13 protein-coding genes, 1 pseudogene and 1 riboswitch are annotated in these 17,955 nt (G+C 32.6%); of the genes and pseudogenes, 3 read left to right on the top strand and 11 right to left on the bottom strand.

Annotation, left to right across the window (positions count from 1 at the left end; genetic code table 11):
* Positions 1–351: 351 nt before the first annotated feature.
* The gene (locus tag IGI38_RS06730; protein WP_438728132.1) at positions 352–1,191 is read left to right on the top strand and encodes a LysR family transcriptional regulator; all 840 of its coding nucleotides are present in this window, start codon (positions 352–354) and stop codon (positions 1,189–1,191) included.
* A 1,135-nt stretch (positions 1,192–2,326) separates the two neighbouring features.
* Positions 2,327–3,589, top strand: coding sequence for an ISL3 family transposase (locus IGI38_RS06735; RefSeq protein WP_438730342.1), 1,263 nt, complete (start codon positions 2,327–2,329; stop codon positions 3,587–3,589).
* A gap of 587 nt (positions 3,590–4,176) precedes the next feature.
* On the opposite strand, the gene IGI38_RS06740 is transcribed toward IGI38_RS06735, so the two are convergent.
* The 8 genes from IGI38_RS06740 to rfbB form a co-directional block, all read right to left on the bottom strand.
* Positions 4,177–4,338, bottom strand: a complete 162-nt coding sequence (locus IGI38_RS06740) for a hypothetical protein (RefSeq protein ID WP_438728135.1) — start codon at positions 4,336–4,338, stop codon at positions 4,177–4,179.
* Between the two features lie 404 nt (positions 4,339–4,742).
* Positions 4,743–4,937, bottom strand: coding sequence for a transposase (locus tag IGI38_RS06745; protein ID WP_438728137.1), 195 nt, complete (start codon positions 4,935–4,937; stop codon positions 4,743–4,745).
* Positions 4,938–5,295: 358 nt separating this feature from the next.
* Entirely contained in the window at positions 5,296–5,523 is a 228-nt protein-coding gene (locus tag IGI38_RS06750) for a sulfurtransferase TusA family protein (RefSeq protein ID WP_438728139.1), read from the bottom strand.
* Between the two features lie 19 nt (positions 5,524–5,542).
* Positions 5,543–6,565 (bottom strand): YeeE/YedE family protein, encoded by a 1,023-nt coding sequence (locus IGI38_RS06755; protein WP_438728142.1) that lies wholly within the window; start codon positions 6,563–6,565, stop codon positions 5,543–5,545.
* 81 nt (positions 6,566–6,646) lie between these two features.
* A complete protein-coding gene (pflA, locus tag IGI38_RS06760; RefSeq protein ID WP_438728144.1) occupies positions 6,647–7,417 on the bottom strand; it encodes a pyruvate formate-lyase-activating protein in 771 nt (256 codons plus the stop codon).
* Positions 7,418–7,499: 82 nt separating this feature from the next.
* Positions 7,500–9,791, bottom strand: coding sequence for a formate C-acetyltransferase (pflB, locus tag IGI38_RS06765; protein ID WP_438728146.1), 2,292 nt, complete (start codon positions 9,789–9,791; stop codon positions 7,500–7,502).
* 267 nt (positions 9,792–10,058) lie between these two features.
* On the bottom strand, positions 10,059–10,466 hold the full coding sequence (locus IGI38_RS06770) for a DUF4809 family protein (protein ID WP_438728149.1): 408 nt from the start codon (positions 10,464–10,466) through the stop codon (positions 10,059–10,061).
* Positions 10,467–11,121: 655 nt separating this feature from the next.
* Entirely contained in the window at positions 11,122–12,153 is a 1,032-nt protein-coding gene (rfbB, locus tag IGI38_RS06775) for a dTDP-glucose 4,6-dehydratase (protein ID WP_438728151.1), read from the bottom strand.
* A gap of 847 nt (positions 12,154–13,000) precedes the next feature.
* Here rfbB and IGI38_RS06780 point away from each other — a divergent pair.
* A pseudogene (locus tag IGI38_RS06780) lies at positions 13,001–13,171 on the top strand (transposase); the annotation flags it as partial.
* 1,045 nt (positions 13,172–14,216) lie between these two features.
* Positions 14,217–14,387, bottom strand: a riboswitch (M-box (ykoK) riboswitch).
* Positions 14,388–14,808: 421 nt separating this feature from the next.
* Here the strand turns inward: IGI38_RS06780 and IGI38_RS06785 are convergent.
* The 3 genes from IGI38_RS06785 to IGI38_RS06795 are packed head-to-tail and all read right to left on the bottom strand — an operon-like array spanning position 14,809 to position 17,955.
* The gene (locus IGI38_RS06785) at positions 14,809–15,843 is read right to left on the bottom strand and encodes an alpha-L-fucosidase (RefSeq protein ID WP_438730345.1); all 1,035 of its coding nucleotides are present in this window, start codon (positions 15,841–15,843) and stop codon (positions 14,809–14,811) included.
* Between the two features lie 33 nt (positions 15,844–15,876).
* Entirely contained in the window at positions 15,877–17,070 is a 1,194-nt protein-coding gene (locus tag IGI38_RS06790; RefSeq protein WP_438728153.1) for an MFS transporter, read from the bottom strand.
* Positions 17,071–17,955 (bottom strand): ROK family protein, encoded by an 885-nt coding sequence (locus tag IGI38_RS06795; protein WP_438728155.1) that lies wholly within the window; start codon positions 17,953–17,955, stop codon positions 17,071–17,073. It abuts the gene before it with no gap.

A 17,955-nucleotide genomic window follows, 5' to 3' on the forward strand; every position in this document is an offset into this window, starting at 1 on the left:
CCGGACATTATTGGTTAGTACTTTTTTTACTTTCTCGACGAACAAGACTATTTTATTCACTTCATCAATCCAATTTAAACAGACGGTCGGCGAAAAGGAACTGAAATTCATAAACGAAAAAGTGATTCTTCTAATGTTTATTTGCCATGCTTATATTTGTTAAATCATTCCAGTAGAAGGACATTTATTTGTACTTGACTTTATATAGTTAGTCTTTCTATCTATAAAAATTCTCTTAAGCACTTGATAATTATTTATCATACCCATATAATAAACAAAGATATTCCATTTGAAAAATAAAGTTTTTAAATACCAACTATTAATATTTTAAATAGAAAGGAAAGTGACCACTTGTTTGATTTGCTAAAAACGTTCGTCGCCGTTTATGAAACTAGAAATTTCAGTCTTGCTGCGGAAAAGATATTCAAAACACAGCCTACGATCTCCATCCAAATTAAAAAGCTGGAAAATGAGTTAGGTTTCAAATTATTCGAGAGAAACGGAAAGCAGCTTATTTTGCCAACTAAGCAAGCTGAATTCTTATATCCGAAGGTCGTTGAGTCGCTGAATTCCCTTTCAGGTATCTTCGCTCAGGCCAAAGATTCAAGCAATTTTAAGACAGACTGCCTGTTAGCCTGTTCCAATACAACAGCCATCTATCTATTACCTAAAATCATGAGCGATTTAGTCGAAGCCTTTCCTGCTCTTGCTTTTGAAATAAGGATCATGAATTCTCAAGAAGTGATTGATGCCGTTGAAAAAAATAAAGCACATATCGGTCTTATTGAAAAAGCGATCGTCTCACCCCTGATCAAAAAGGATTTTGTTTATCGAGACGAGCTAGTACTTGCAGGAAATATCGAGTCAAATTTTTGGATTCTCAGAGAAAATGATTCGGGAATGTACTATATTAACGAGACTTATCTCTATACCAATCATTTAAATCCTCAAATTATTAAAGCTAACAATAGCGAGGTCATTCTAGCATTATTAGAAAACGGTCTAGGAAAATCAATCATTTCGAAATTGGCATTGACCGATTCGCTGAATTGCCAACCTTTAGATCCCGATTTTAGCTATCGTGATTTGTTTATTATCCAAAATAAGCGAGATAACATGCCAGATATCAACTCGGTTTATACGTTGATAAAAGATTTATTAACAGATATGCGGTATGGAAAAACAAGCTAAGATTAGTGCTTAAACACTTATTAGCATAGATACATGAACTATAAGCGTCTTTTAACTCTAAATTAGAACTACGTCTCTTCGTCAGGTGAGACTTAAAGAGTAATTATAAATATTTAATGTAGAAGAAAGATTTGGCTTCAAGTCAAATAGTGTTATTTTGTAAAATCTCCTAAAAGGAAATGCTTCGGCATTTCCTTTTAGCTTTTTTTGATAAAGTGTCGCGTATCAATCGCACAGAAATGGAATGGCAAGACTTTTATGATCAAAGAAATAAGTTATTTTTGTGAAAGTAGAAATTCGTCTAGCGTTTTATAGTCTAAACTAAGATGTATTCTTTTTACGTCATAGTAATTTTCTAAATAGTTTACACGCTACATGACAGCCTACGATTTTTCTTAAAACCGTATTTGTTTGATACTTCTCGTTAGAGTGATTTATAAAATGATTCCATTACAGCGTTGGTATAGGACGTGCTTTGCCTTGAATGGCTCCGTAAAAGTCTATTTGGTCAAATTATTTCAAAAAAAACAATGACTCATATATTGAGAGTCTTTGTCCACATGAATAATTAATTAAGGCTTTACTTTTCCTCAAGAAGAGCTGCTTCTGTTAAACGCAACTGAAAAAGGGTTCTTTCCCACTTTAGTTGAATTGTGTTACATTAGATGAAAACTGGGAGAATACTATGGAACAAATCATTCAATCTTTAAATTCAGAAATTATCTATCTCAATCATACAATTATTAAGAACAAACTAATGATTTACGGAAAGATTGAGAGAACTCATTTTATTTGCTCTTACTGTAAAATGGTGAGTTCTCATGTCCACTCTACTTACAAAAGAACCTTTCTAGACCTTCCAGTTTCAATATATGAGACAAATATTATTCTTACTATTCAGAAATTTTTTTTGTGTGAATGAAAATTGTAGCTATACTACTTTCACGTCTCCATTGTCATTTGTTAAAAATCATGCACGTAAAACAAAACGATTAGAAGATAAGATTCTGTCTTTGTCCCTAGAAATCAGTTCAAAAAATGCCTCTAAACAGTTAAAAAAAGAGAAGATAGATATTAGTAAAAGTACAATATGTCGATGGATTAAAAAAAAGAAATTCGAATAAGTAAGAGTACGATTACCAAAGTTTGTATTGATGACTTCGCGATCAAAAAACGACAAACTTATGGAACGATCATGGTTGATTTAGAATCTCATAAGATCGTCGATCTTATACCATCTAGGGATTTTGACGATGTTAAAAGATGGTTAGAAACTTTCCCTAACCTAAAAATTGTCTGTCGAGATGGTTCACGTACGTTTAAAAATGCAATTACAGCAAGTCATCCAACTGCTACTCAAATAAGCGATCGTTTTCACTTGATAAAGAATTTCTCTGAATATCTCAAAAAAGTTCTTAAACAGGTACTTCCGAATGCCATTACTGTCATTGAATCTAATAGTATGAGAAAAATGGAGTCTCATTTGTCATTGAAAGAAAAAATAGTCAAAGCAAAAAAATTAATTAAGTCAGGAGACTATTCAATTAACAGGATAGCCAAAGAACTCAGCATGGATAAGCGAACGATAGAGAAATACCTTTCACTCTCCAACAAAGAACTAGATAAGCTGTTTATGACAAAATTGGAAAAGCAACAAATGGAACGTAGTAATCAAAAACAAAAATTAATTAAGCAAGTAAAACAGCAATATGCCAAAGGCATAAGCATGAGAGAACTGAGTAAAATTTTCAATCTTAATCGTAAAACTATTAAAAAATATATTGAAATCAATCTAAATGATACATCGTTGATTCAGAAAAGAGGAAGATCTAGAGAAAAAACTAAGCCATTTAATAAGGAAATCCAGCAACTTTTCCAGAAAGGCTATACGGCCAGAAAAATCTTTAATACAATTAAGGATCAAGGATTCACCGGTTGTGAATCGACGATTAGAAATTTAGTGAACCAACTAAAAACAATTCAAACAAGTAAAACGGTAATTTCAAGGAATAGGATTATTCATTTGCTTTATCAGCCACATTTAGGAGATTATTTGGATCAAAAGCAATTGGTACAACTAATAATTGATTATCCTTTATTAGGCAGTTTCCTATCACTTTTTTACCAGCTACAAAGAATTTTTAGAGAATTAGATCTTTCTAGCTTCGCTAAATGGTTTCAAATCCTAGAAAGCTCAAAATTATATGGTATGGATTCTTTTCTGACCGGTATCAAAAGGGATCATACCGCTGTTTTCAATGCAGTAAAATATGGTTATAGCAATGGACTTGCGGAAGGCAGTGTGAATAAAACAAAGTTAATAAAACGAATTATGTTTGGAAGAAATAGCTTCGATCTTTTAAGAAAGAAAATACTTTTAAGGAAAATCACTTTTTAAACTAGCATAAACAGCTTCTAGACTTTCAATAACTAATTCATCTCTCACATGGTGGTCAATATGGTAGATAATCACGCGAATTAAATAAGCATCAATATATGTACTGAGGTAAAAGGTGCATTCGCAGCAGGCATGTAAGGAATATCTACAAACCAAACAGAGTTAAGGAATTTAACTGAAAACTTCTTATTAATTAGGTTTTTTTGAGTGCTAGAACATTCAGTCTTTTAACTCCGATATTTTTAGCGAACGGCTCGAGTCAGAGTCCTTGAACATAAATAAGTTTATTAATACGTCTACAACAGATTGTTAATTGGTATTCTTTTTGTAACACAAATTTGATGCTTCTGAACCCATAGCCCTCAAATTTCTTTCAATGGTTCAGCTAAGGTTTCGTTTTCAATTTCAAGATTTGATGGTTCTCGCTGAAAGAACAAATAATACCTGCTCGTGATACATTTAGGCAACGACAGTTCTTTAAAATAAATAGAGTTCCACGGTGACCGTTAATAACCTCAGAAATTACCGAAGTCTTCCTTTTTATTTCAGGAAGACTTCGGTAATTTCTATGAGTTCCACTTCTTCTTTTAAGTATTTATTCCCTTTTTAGAGGCACGTAATTTCATTTCTACGAATGAATTCACGATTCCATCTTCCGGGAAACGCATGTTCTCCGTGTTTTTCATGCTCTTGAATCCATTAGTAGATGGAATTAGAACGGCAGCTGTAATAATTCTTACGTCAGTCATAGCAACATGCGTTTTGTGACCAATCCGGGTGTCATTATCGAGATTCTCTTTCAACATATTTAAACTTTCCAACACTACTAGTAGATTAGTATAAGATTGCTTTTTAATCGTTTGAATTGCTTCTTTGGTAGAGACTTATTCGGTTTCTGAGTCGTTAATCGGTGGCTTAGTGGGAAGCTTATTTTTTAGATTTCCATAAGACATTTTTCTCAGGTTTTTAGAATGATTATGGTAATTTTTTATTAGACCGTGAGAACTGTATGAGTGCCATCAACGATAATTGTCTTACTCTTAATCAGTGACGATGTGAACAGATTTAGAAATCTGCATATCTAGTAAATTCTTATATTTCAAATGTTAATGGCAAAACTTAGTTAGAGTAGAGCAGATGGATTGATTACATCTTATTCTGGTGCCATGCCAAGGAATAATTTGAAAACCAAATCCGTCTTTGTTCGTTCAACTAAGTCTCGATCAGACATTTTATAAATCACTTTCAAGAGAATGTATTTAAACATACGAACTGGGTCAATGACATTTTGACCATCCAACAAGCAGTATTTATCCTCTAGTTCTTCATAATTAAATTCAAAATCCACTAATTCAAGGATTATCAGAATAGAGACTCAAAACTAGTTTTCTTGTCTTTTCAGCATATGTCTAACCACCATTATTTGATAATTCAATTATACGAAGAAACACGTGTGAAGCCAAGATGGGTTCACACGTGTTTCACTTCTATTGTTCTTGGGACTTTTTCAGAAAACGTTACTTACGTGCTCTATTTGCATACTTTTTGTTCTAAGATTATCATAAAGGACAAAAAGAAAGAAAATTGAAATATTTAAACATTCAAAGTTAATTGCATCACACTAGCCAATTCTTCCAGTTGTATTTCAAAGTTTTTTATAACGCTGATATTTCTATTAATCCTCTATTCAATCAACATGATTGAAATCAATTTTTAACTTTTATAACCCAACCGTTCAGCCCTTTTTTATCAAACTCTAAAACTTCATGATTTTGTTCAGCGCAATAGCTTGGCAGTGTTTCCACAGCTTCAGGACACGTGAATAGAATTTCAACTATATCCCCTTTATTACTGTTCTTAATTGCTTTCTTTAATTCCAATAAAGGAATTGGGCAATCTTTACCCATCGTATCGATTTTTAATTCTTGTGTCATAATGATACCTCCACATTATTTAATTTTTATAGGGTTTGACTAGTTTTAGATAAGTACCAATCCATATTCCAATTACTATAGAAATAATTCCTATCCATGATCTCATAGACATCGTAGCCGCCCCTGTTAATCCATTGCCAATGATACAACCTTTTGCTAAGACAGAACCTAGTCCCATTAGTCCCCCCCCAAATAAAGAAAACATTAGGGATTCGCCATCTGCTCCCTTTATGCTAAATTCTTCACTACAATACGTACAAAGGAATGAGCCTAAGATTATTCCTATTACAAAGAAATTTCCCCAATTCATTTGGTTCGATCCACTGACAAATGTAATTACGAACTCAATTAACGGAGATGTAAGTCCCAATCCTTTAGCCTCTCCCGATAAAATGTAGTTTAAATAAAAACTTAAACCTGCAATTATACCTATTGGGATGCTAACTATTCTAGCATCCCAAATTTTTTCGAAAAAAATATGTTTCAATCCTGTGTATTTAACAGATGGAAAAGCATGATTTTTAGGTCTTTTCTTTACATCACTAAATAAGACATATAATAAAACTGTTAATACAGAAATTATCAAAAAGAGGATACGCATACCTGCGTGAAGTGCAAAATTATCCTCAATAACAAAATAACTTTCTTGTATATGTTTAATGAAATTTGATAATATTCCAAATTTAGATGTTGTAGCGACTAGTGAAAAGGCTACGAGAGAGACGAAACCTGTAAATCGTCCGTCGCCAACTTTTATTAGTGATGATGTAACACATCCGTTAGCTAATATCGCCCCTAAACCAAACAAAGTCCCACCTAAAATAGTAGCTAAAATTGAAAAGTTTTCATACGTTACATTGGGGATTTTTTTAGTGAATACAAGAAAAAAAAACAAAAGGCTTTGAATAAATACGATTGTTAGAAAAATTAAAAATCCAGTATTTTTTTTTTCCAAATAAATATCCCTAAAACCAGCTGTGAAACATAAGCGACTTCTTTTCAACAAATAACCAAATAGGAACCCAATAACAATACCACTCATCTTATCCTCCAATAATGTGAGAACATATCATCTCTCATTCGAATTATTTTCTTCATCGAAAAAATCAGCAAAAATCTCCTCCTACCAATCTCTATACTCTTCATAATGCAATATTTTTTTAGCATTCTCTATACGATCATCAGTAGGTGGCTCAATTCCTTCTAAAGGATACTTCATTCCCATTTCTTCCCACTTATATTTTCCCATCGTATGATAAGGCAGGATTTCAACCTTATCAACATTGTTTAAGCTCTTAATAAATGTATCTAATCGAACTAAAAATTCGTCATAGTCACTTCTAAAAGGTACCAGCACATGGCGTATCCAAACAGGTTTATTGATGTCAGAAAGATATTTCGCCATCTCCAAGATATTGTCATTGCTTTCACCAGTCAGTTCTTTGTGCTTTTGATTATCAATCTGCTTAATATCAAATAAAACTAGATCCGTATATTTCATCAATTCCTCAAATTTCGAGAAGAATGGTTCGTCAAATGTAAAGGGCTTGCCACAACTATCTAAAGTCGTGTTAATTCCCATCTCTTTTGCCTTTTTAAATAAATCAATTAAAAAATCAATTTGCAATAATGGTTCCCCACCACTTACAGTGATACCACCTTTTTTACCCCAATAGCTTTTATAATTCACTGCTTCCTTTAAAATATCATCAGCAGTTCTCTTTTTAGCTTTTGGATCATTGATTTTCCAAGTATCTGGATTATGGCAGAATTGACAGCGCATACGACACCCTTGCATAAAGACAATAAAACGTACTCCCGGTCCGTCAACGGATCCAAAGCTTTCAGTTGAATGAATATCTCCAATTACAAGATGTTCAATACAAATATCCATAAAAAACCTCTTTTCTTCAAGATTCCTATTAATTTACAAAATAAAGAGATTAAACTCCATCAATATAAAGTTAAGTATTTTGTCACATTTTTGCGTGGAATGTACGGCTGATAACATCTTCTTGCTGTTCACGAGTCAAGTCGATGAATTTAACTGCATATCCAGAAACACGGATCGTAAAGTTCGCATATTCTTCTTTTTCTGGATGTTCCATTGCATCGATTAATTTTTCTTTACCGAATACGTTCACGTTTAAGTGATGTGCTCCTTGATTGAAGTAACCATCTAAAACGTTCGTCAAGTTTTCAATCCGCTCATCTTCATCATGTCCTAAGGCATCAGGATTAATACTTTGAGTATTTGAAATACCGTCTAATGCATATTCGTATGGTAATTTTGTCAATGAGTTAAGAGATGCCAATAACCCATTTTGTTCAGCACCATAAGATGGATTTGCTCCTGGAGCCAACGGTTCACCGGCTTTACGTCCATCAGGCATTGTACCAGTTGCTTTACCATAAACAACGTTTGAAGTAATTGTTAAGATTGAAGTTGTTGGTTCTGAGTTACGGTAAGTATGGTAGTGTTCTAATTTTTCCATAAATGTTTTCAATACCCAAACCGCTAAATCATCCGCACGAGCGTCGTCATTACCATATTTAGGGAACTCACCATCGATCTTAAAGTCAGTAACAATTCCATCTTCGTCGCGAATTGGGAAGACCTTCGCATACTTGATAGCTGCTAACGAATCGACAACATGTGAGAATCCAGCGATTCCCGTTGCGAATGTACGTTTTAAGTCAGTATCCATCAACGCCAATTCAGCTGCTTCATAGTAATATTTGTCATGCATATAGTGGATTGCATTCAATGTATTCACATACATACCCGCTAGCCATTCAAGTACTTCATCATATTTAGCCATAACATCGTCAAAGTCCAATGCATCGTCTGATTCGATTGGGCGGAAATCAGGTCCAACTTGTGCTTTAGATTTTTCATCAACACCGCCGTTAATTGCATATAACAAAGCTTTTGCTAAGTTAGCGCGAGCACCAAAGAATTGCATTTCTTTCCCTGTTTGTGTAGCAGATACACAGCAGCAGATTGCGTAATCATCTAACCATACTGGGCGCATTACATCATCATTTTCATATTGAATTGAAGATGTATCAATTGAAATTTTTGCTGCATAGTCTTTGAACCCTTCTGGTAAACGAGAAGAATACAATACAGTCAAGTTTGGTTCTGGAGATGGTCCCATATTTTCTAATGTGTGTAAGAAACGGAAATCATTCTTAGTAACCAATGTACGTCCGTCCATACCCATACCAGCAATTGATAATGTTGCCCAAACCGGGTCACCAGAGAATAACTCATTGTATGATGGAATACGTGCAAATTTAACCATACGTAATTTCATTACCAAATGGTCAATCAATTCTTGCGCCTGTTCCTCTGTCAATATGCCATTTTGGATATCGCGTTGAATATAGATGTCCAAGAAAGTAGAAACACGGCCGATTGACATTGCAGCACCATTTTGTTCCTTAATTGCTGCTAGATAACCGAAGTATGTCCATTGAACAGCTTCTTTCGCATTTTCTGCTGGACGAGAGATATCAAAGCCATAAGCTTCTGCCATTTCTTTAATACGTTTTAATGCCTTGTATTGATCACTAATTTCTTCACGTAGACGAAGGTCTTCTTCTGTGAATTGACCATGACCACAATTTGCATGATCTTTTAATTTTTGCTGCATCAAATAATCAATACCATATAAAGCTACACGACGATAGTCACCAATGATACGTCCACGTCCGTAAGTATCTGGAAGCCCTGTAATGATCTTAGCACGACGAGCTGCACGAATTTCTGGAGTATAGACATCAAATACAGCTTGGTTATGAGTTTTATGATAATCATTGAAGATTTCAGTATATTTAGGATTTGGTGTGTAGCCATAGCTTTCAAGTGATTCTTCAGCCATACGAATACCGCCATAAGGCATGAATGCACATTTCAAAGGCTTATCAGTCTGAATACCAACGATTGTTTCTTTATCTTTCATATCTTCGTCAATATAACCAGCACCGTATGCGTTAGCAGCAGATACGATATCCGCTTCCATATCTAGCACTCCGCCATTTTCGCGTTCTTGTTTTTGAAGTTCTTGCAACTTATTCCATAATGCATTGGTTTCCTCAGTTGGATCAGCTAAGAAGTCAGCCGCGCCTTCATAAGGTGTGTAGTTTGCTTGGATAAAGTCCCGAGTATTGATCTCGTTCTTCCATAGATGACCTTTAAAGCCTTCCCATGCAGACTTTTCAGTGTTTTTCATTTTTTCTAGTTCATTTGTTGCAGTTCCCATTCCAAAAGGACCTCCTTAGAATAATAAAAACTTAATTGCTACGGGTTACTACTAATAAAATCAGAGCTTTTAAATATAAATTATTTTTATAAACGAATAGCTAATCAACCATCACCAGTAACTTCTAACACTAATTTTCTTGAAGTGAATAAAAAATATTTCTTAAATTAAACTTCTATCAATTCAATACTTATATAAACTAAAAACTTTTTTTTTGGTGGAATGCATTCCATAACCTTTTAAGATGATTCTTTAAAAAACTAAATTTTAAGGTTCAACAATAGTTATTTCATAAGGTTCAATATCAAAAAAGTGTTTCAATATCTTATTTGCTTGATCAAATAGCTCCTTATTGCTTGAAAACGTTCGTGGCAACTCGATATATTCTGTCTTTTTTTTATAAGTCACTCTGTTTGAATCATATTTAGGTTCAATAATTGAATTCCCTTTTTTAAATATTATCTTTTCATCATTAATTCCTTCATTAATAACTTGCTCTTTCCAACCATTCTTTTGAGAAATAATTTTTATTAATGAAAATAAATCAAGTCCATCTAAAATTTGAAACGAGTGATCTTCATAATAAATAGTAAATGTAGAAATATTTTTAAGTCCGCAAGCATTACATCCACCTTCAATTAAAAAATGCTTAGTAGAGATTACAGCTTTATGCATAAATTCCACCCATCTTTCGCGAATTATTTTAAATCCAGTATTTTAATATTAAAGAAATTTTGCCTCTACATTTTCATAATTTGATAAACCCACTTAAACATGAAATATAAATTCAAAATACCAAAAATGCGTAAGCAACTAGCTATTAATTATTATTTTTTCCGAATATTATTCTTTACGAGAATAATTATTTCTATTACTTGTTTTCGCTTTAATATAAATCCATTTTTTGTGTCGTTTATATGAAATCCAATTGACTTTAAGCATAATGAAAATCAGAAAGAAACCAAAAATATATGACGCTAGTTGCTCTATATAATAAAATTTCAAAGTGAAAAAAATATATAGCAACTAAATATAAAGTCGTACGAATTAGTCCGTGAAAAATTTTTTTATTTTTAGCATCACAAACCTCTGATGGCAAAAAAAGATGTGCAAAAAGAATCATTAAAAAAATAATAAAAATTTTATACATACCTCAATTTCAATCCTCCCATAGTTTTATAATCAAAATTCACCTATTTGTTTATATGCTTATGTTTCGCTGATATATCAGTTTTACTTATTGTAATGAACCTTTTTTCGATACAGCAAAATAAATACACATTTATCATTATTAAAATAAAAATATTTCTCAATAACCCTCTGTTATAAGTTAATGATTTTGCCTAATATATTTATTCTCTATTGATTCTTTTTCATCAAGCCACCATAAATCATGCTGGGTATACCATTCAATTGTGCTCCTTATTCCTGCACGAAAATCAGTGAACTCAGGCATCCACCCTAACTCATTCCTTAATTTAGTTGAATCAATAGCATATCTTAGGTCATGACCAACGCGATCTTTCACGTAGTCAATCTCCAAATTTGATTGTCCCATCTCTTCTAAAATGATTTTCAATACACTCTTATTGTCCTTCTCGCAATCGGCTCCAATTAAATAAGTCTCTCCAATCTTTCCTTTATTTAAAATTGTCCAAACTGCTGAAGAATGATCATTAGTATGAATCCAGTCCCGAACATTCCGACCATCTCCGTAAAGTTTTGGACGAAATCCACTTAATATGTTAGTTATTTGACGAGGAATAAACTTCTCAATATTTTGGAAAGGTCCGTAATTGTTAGAACAATTTGATATGGTTGCAAGTAAACCAAAAGAACGCACCCATGCTTTAACTAAGAAATCTGAACTTGCTTTACTAGCTGAATAGGGACTTGACGGATTATATGGTGTTTCTGGAGTAAATCGCTCAATCGTTCTTTTAAAATCGAAACAATCATCATTTTCCAAGGGTAAATCGCCAAATACCTCGTCGGTTGACACGTGATGGTAACGTTTATTATATTTACAACATGCTTCGATTATGATATATGTTCCAATTATATTAGTATGAATAAATGGAAATGGTGACTCCAAAGAATTATCATTGTGAGATTCTGCTGCAAAATGAATTATTGCATCAGCTTTTTTCACCAAATGATTAACTAATACAGAATTAGTCACATCTCCTACAACTAACTCTACTTGATTTCTATGCAATCCCTTTAAATTTTCTTTATTTCCAGCATATGTCAGCTTGTCTAAAACAGTAATATGAATGTCTGGATAATTATCAATTACGTAGTGCACAAAATTTGATCCTATAAATCCTGCTCCACCAGTTACAAGAATATTCTTTAACATGAGTTCACTCCTCAATCTTTTTCTAAGATATAAAAATACTAGCCACTCTAAAGGATAATACTGCTTCAAAGTTTTTAACTCTTTCTTCACTATAATGATAAATTTTATGATAGCATTTGTAAAATTAATTATTCAAATACCTAGTATAAATTTATTTTATAGTAAGTATAAAATGAAATATTTTTGTAGATTCTTACTTCTGAATATCCAGTTATAAAAAGCAATTTGATCTACTACCTGAATTACTAATAAAAATTTATATTTCAAAAGAAAGGTTTTTTTTCAGAAATTAATTGATAAAATTATGTTGACTACAACTGAGAAAGAGTTCTTTCTCACTTTACTTAATGATGCTTCACCAGTTCTTTACTTTCGTTCATCTCTACGTCATACACCTGAAAATTTTTCTCATATTCAGGACCCATTATGTGCTAAACATAATGGGTCCTCCTAAATTTGATTGTGATGCGGTTAGAAAACCAACAATAGTCTATCAATTGGGGACGATCTTTTTAATACCACGCTGAAGACTTCTCGGAATCATTCTCAGAGCAAGTACTTTTCAAAATATACTATAATAATCAGTATTATTCACAGCGCGATAACTAAACTATTTCTTGCTGCTTCTATAACTTTTGCAGTAATTGTAAACTCTAGTACTCGATAGATTTGAGTATACAGTCGATGAACAACTTAAAATTTCCTTTTGTAATCTTTAGGGCCCCTCTAAAAACTACAAATAAACAGGAACATTCCTCTTTGAAGTGTGATAATATGATTATCAATTATCGGATGGGAACTTTTCCAATCAAGTTTGAATCAATTATTGGTAAAATCTACCAAAGGATCTGGCGGTCGTCATCCATGTGACTATCAGTTAATGTTTAAAATTCTGATTTTACAACGATATTACTCTTTGTCTGACGATCAAACGGAATATGCCATTTTAGATTACTTATCATTTCATAGTTTTTTTGGAATTTCTGAATATACGACAGCTATTCCCGTTGCCCGTTAGACAAAGAAAAATCATGCCTCTTATTTTAGTTATAAGAATCATTTGTCAGTAACCATCTCCCAAAAATTCATTACTGCCTCTGTTCATGACAATCAAGTCTTTGAAACCTTAATGGACGGGCAAACACAAACGTCTTTGCAGACATTACTTATATGGGGCAAAAACTGCCTGCTGAACTACGTTCTGAAGTCCATGATACGTAACTCGCTAACAAATGAACAAATTTCACTCAACAAATTAAAAGTATCTTGCGCTGTCACGTTAAACATGTCTTTACTTTTCTTGAGAACAGTATAAATGGTTCGCCATTTAGATGAACAACGCGTATTCGTACAAAGCTCAATGGCAAGATTACAAGCATAACCTATAACCTATTTCGTGTTGACTAGGTAAAAAAAGTAAGACCGGCATAAAGGTAGTAGTGTTTCCAATTTTTTGAAGTATGGAATTAGATAACGCTTACTTACACCATGTTATCTCGTAAATGAATGATTTAACTCTTTTGGAAATTCAAAAAAGCAAATTTCTAGAATGTAGATCTATCGACTTAGTTTCTAGAGGTCCCCCTTATAATGTTAGGAATTTCTTCATATCCAGAAAAATCTTTTAATTTTAGACCAAGACCTAAATACAACCATTTATATTCAATAATATGATGGTCACCATCTGAGTAGGTCTTGTATATTTTTCTATGAAAAACCACGGCTAAAACCTAATTTCTTGTCTAAATATTTATTGATTGATTAATTTAAAGGAACCAATGATTGGCAAGAAGGAAATTACTTTATCCTCAACGACGCAGATACAAGAATTTAGAGGATCATCCACCTTCTCAAACGCATTTTTATTCAGCATTTCTTTAAAAAACAAAAAAAGAAATGCCGAAGCATTCCCTTTAAGTGATTTAACAAAATAACACTATTTGACTAAAAGCCAAATTTTTATTCTACATTAAATATTCATAATTACTATTTCACCCTCATTTGACAAAAAAGCAAAACTACACGAATTCCCTTCTGAAATCGTCAAATTACCTTTCAAAAAAAAGTTGATCTAATCGTTGATTTTAAGCACTATACAACTTAAAAATAATCATCTTAGCTACCTTAAGAAAAGTCCTGTTTTCAACAATTCCTGTTCTACACACTGGTGAGTCTCAATATTTTTCGGTAGTAGTTTATTTTTTACATAAGATTATTACCTAACAAGCTATCTTTTTATTTTCATAGAGAGATTAACAAAAGTAAAAAATCTGTCTAAAAATGATAATGCATTTTTTATCTAGGAACTCTCTGTTCAAAATAGTATCAATGAAAAACTAGGCTTGTTATTCGATAATTTGATTTTAATTTATTATTTGCAATTGCTTTGTAATAAACAAAACGATAAAACTAACTAATAACATTTGATTGCCACTCAATGTTCAAGATTTTTTGAGAAACCCAGTTTTTGTTCTGTTCTCAATTTTTTTTAATAATTTGTGATTCAATAATATTATTTTATGATATTTTTTCGTTCATATGTCCAAACGACATTTAGCAATATCCATTCAACCTAGATCCCTTTTTGAATGCTTTTATCAAAAAATTTTCTTTTTGGTCATATATAAATATTCAACATATCTGAAAAAATGATACCTATTCCCCCCCCATCTCAGCTACTTTTTTTAGCGTTTTGATGGATTGCATAGGGATCCGACCTAAACCATCTAATCCCACATTCAATAAATAATTAATACCTAGATAGTTCAAATGTGTTTTGTAGTCAAAGATTTTTTCTGGTGATTTCCATTTTTGATCATGATATGAGAATCCCCATGAATCATTCATAGTAGCTGCTGTCTCATAAAGGTCAAATTCTGATGGTTTAAATCCATCTAATGCGTTATAGTCAACTTCAAAATTGTTTTCCTGTTTACTCTCAGGAATTTCATTATCGCCAAGCGATACATAATCGTAACTTCCATTGCCTAATCTAGAATTAATTAGACAATTTGGTTGTAACCGTTTAACTGTATCATATATTTCTTGACTTTGTTCGCTTGACAAAGTCATTGGGACATCAAACCAAGCTGTGACGATTTCTCCATAATTAGTCATAATCTCCTCAATCTGTGGCAAAACCTTGTTTTTATAATATATATCAAAATCCTTTTCTTGGGTAAAATCCCAGCTGTTGTCCCAAGTGGTCCCAGCTGTTTCTAAATCATTGGATAAATAACCGCCTCCGTTAGGGTCGTGCCAATCTAAATCTTGAGAATAATAGATTCCCAACTTTAGATTATGTTTTTTACAAGCTTCAGAAAATTCCTTTAAGATGTCACGCTTAAATGGAGTTGCTTTATAAATATTAAAAGAGTCCACGTTTGAATTGTATAATGCGAAACCATCGTGGTGTTTCGTCGTAATAACTAAATAGTTCATTCCACATTCTTTTGCAAAACTCACAATTTCTTCAGCATCAAAATATATAGGATTAAAAACCTCTGCTAATTTTGCATACTCATCATTTGATATTTGAAACTTTGATTGAATCCATTCCGCATAAGCACTTGAAGATTCACCTTTATATTCACCTGCTAGTAATGAGTACAACCCCCAGTGAATCATCATTCCATACTTCGCGTTTTTGAACCATTCTACATTTGAATTCATTTTACTTCTCCATTCTATATTAAGTTGTTTTATTAAGAGTTATTATGAAAATTATATTTTTAAATTGTCTTTTTTGATTATAAATAGATCATACAGAGAAAGTATCATATAAAAAACACCAGAATACATAATAACAACACCTGCACTATCCATATGAAACAAGCTATTCAGAAATTGAAAGATATACGGTGCACATAGGAACCCAATATTTATTCCAATAATAATAATTGAAGTTGTGAAGTTCATGGAATCTTTGGGAGAGTATGCAACCATCCTCGCGGTTAATGCGGGGTTAATAATTCCATTAGAAAATCCACAAATAAGAACTAGTATTAATAACATTGGTATTGAAGTTACAAAAGGAATTAAAATAAAAGAAATTGCAGTTACTATTTCAAATATTGTAACAGTATATTTGCCGAAAATTTTGGAAATCTTTTCAAAAGCTAGTCCTGAAATAATAGAACATAGAACTAAAAAACTAAATATATGTGTTACTTGAGAGGCTGAGCCTATACCTGAATTTACTACTAAACTAGGCAATTTTAAAGAGATCGCAGAATAAAATAAGCAAATGAAAAGAAACAATCCTGCAAGCTTAATTACATCCCTATTTGTAGTAGGCTTTGTTTTTATTTTTTCCTCAATTTCAACTTCACCGTCTACGACAGCAACATTATCCAACTGTTTAGGTACAAAAAAGATTATCATAATTATTGGTACTAATAAGAAAAGGAATACAAAATAAGTTGTTTGCCAACTAACATTAATTAGAAATCCTGCAATAAAGAGCATTATTGCATCCCCAATTGCTCCAGCAGAGTTCCGCCACCCAAGTAGCTTATTTCTTTTCTCCTCTGGAAAAACGTCTGTGATGTATGAGACCGTTAATGGTGTAAAGATACCCATCCCTAATCCGAATAAAGCCCTTGAAATTAGTACACTGAAATAACTATAAAACATTGTCGGAACTAATCCAAAAACCAAAGAAATGAACAAGCCAAATAAAACTGTCATTTTTTTACCTAAAATATTTGATACGATTCCACTAATTACAGTTCCTAGTAATACTCCTGCGGTAGGAATAACAATCAATAACTCAATATTAGCTTGGGAGACTGTAGAAAAATGCTCTTCCATTAGAGGAATAGTACCTGAGACAGCATTACTAACAGACATCAAAAATGACATTGATAATATTCCCAAAGTTAATAATTTTGAATTCTTATTTATTGTATGCTCCATTTAGTTCACTCCTATTTCATTTTTTGGTAATGTTGCTAGTAACCCAGCCCCTAATAAGTTTGCATTATTTCCATATCTTGCTTTAATTATTTTAGGTTTGATTGGACAGCGCTGACCATAATCCATTATTTTATCAAGTTCTTTCTCGATGTTATTAATTAAATTAAGATTTCCAGATATGCCACCGCTTACAATTATACATTGGGGATCCAAGATGTATTGTAGATTATAGATACCTAAGGCAAGATAATGATAAAGTTCATTACAGAACTTGATTGCCTCCCTGTCTTTTTTTTGCTCTGCCAATTCAAATATTTCTTTTCCTGTAAATTTTCTTTCTTTGAATTTCGAAAACTTCCTACTCATGTGAACTGCTGATCCTAATTCACTCCATTCTTTATTCTTATCCATTAACATCATCCCAAATTCTCCGCTAAAACCATGAAAACCAGAATGCACTTGCCCTCCCATAAATATTGCCCCACCAATACCTGTTCCAATAACCACAAATAATGCACTCTCAACCCCCTGAGCATTCCCATGTTTAAGTTCAGCAAGACAAGCACAGTTCGCATCGTTTTCAAAATAGATGGTCAATTCATATTTAATTTCGAAATATTTTTTGAAATTAAACCCATGAATATAGCTCAAAGAACTAGCTCCCTTAATCTCCCCTGAGCCTTGGTCTGCAATTCCAGGAACACTAAAAGAAATTGCTTCCAGCTTGTATTTATGTTTGTAATATGCTACCAGATCATCTAGTTTCTTTGTCATTTTCTGCCATGATGATGGGGAGGAGAACATTTTCACATCAATTATTTGACCTTTTTCAAACAATCCACTTTTTACACTTGAGCCGCCAATATCAATTACCAATACACACAT

It is taken from the genome of Enterococcus sp. AZ128, assembly GCF_051714485.1.
Taxonomy (GTDB): domain Bacteria; phylum Bacillota; class Bacilli; order Lactobacillales; family Enterococcaceae; genus Enterococcus_A.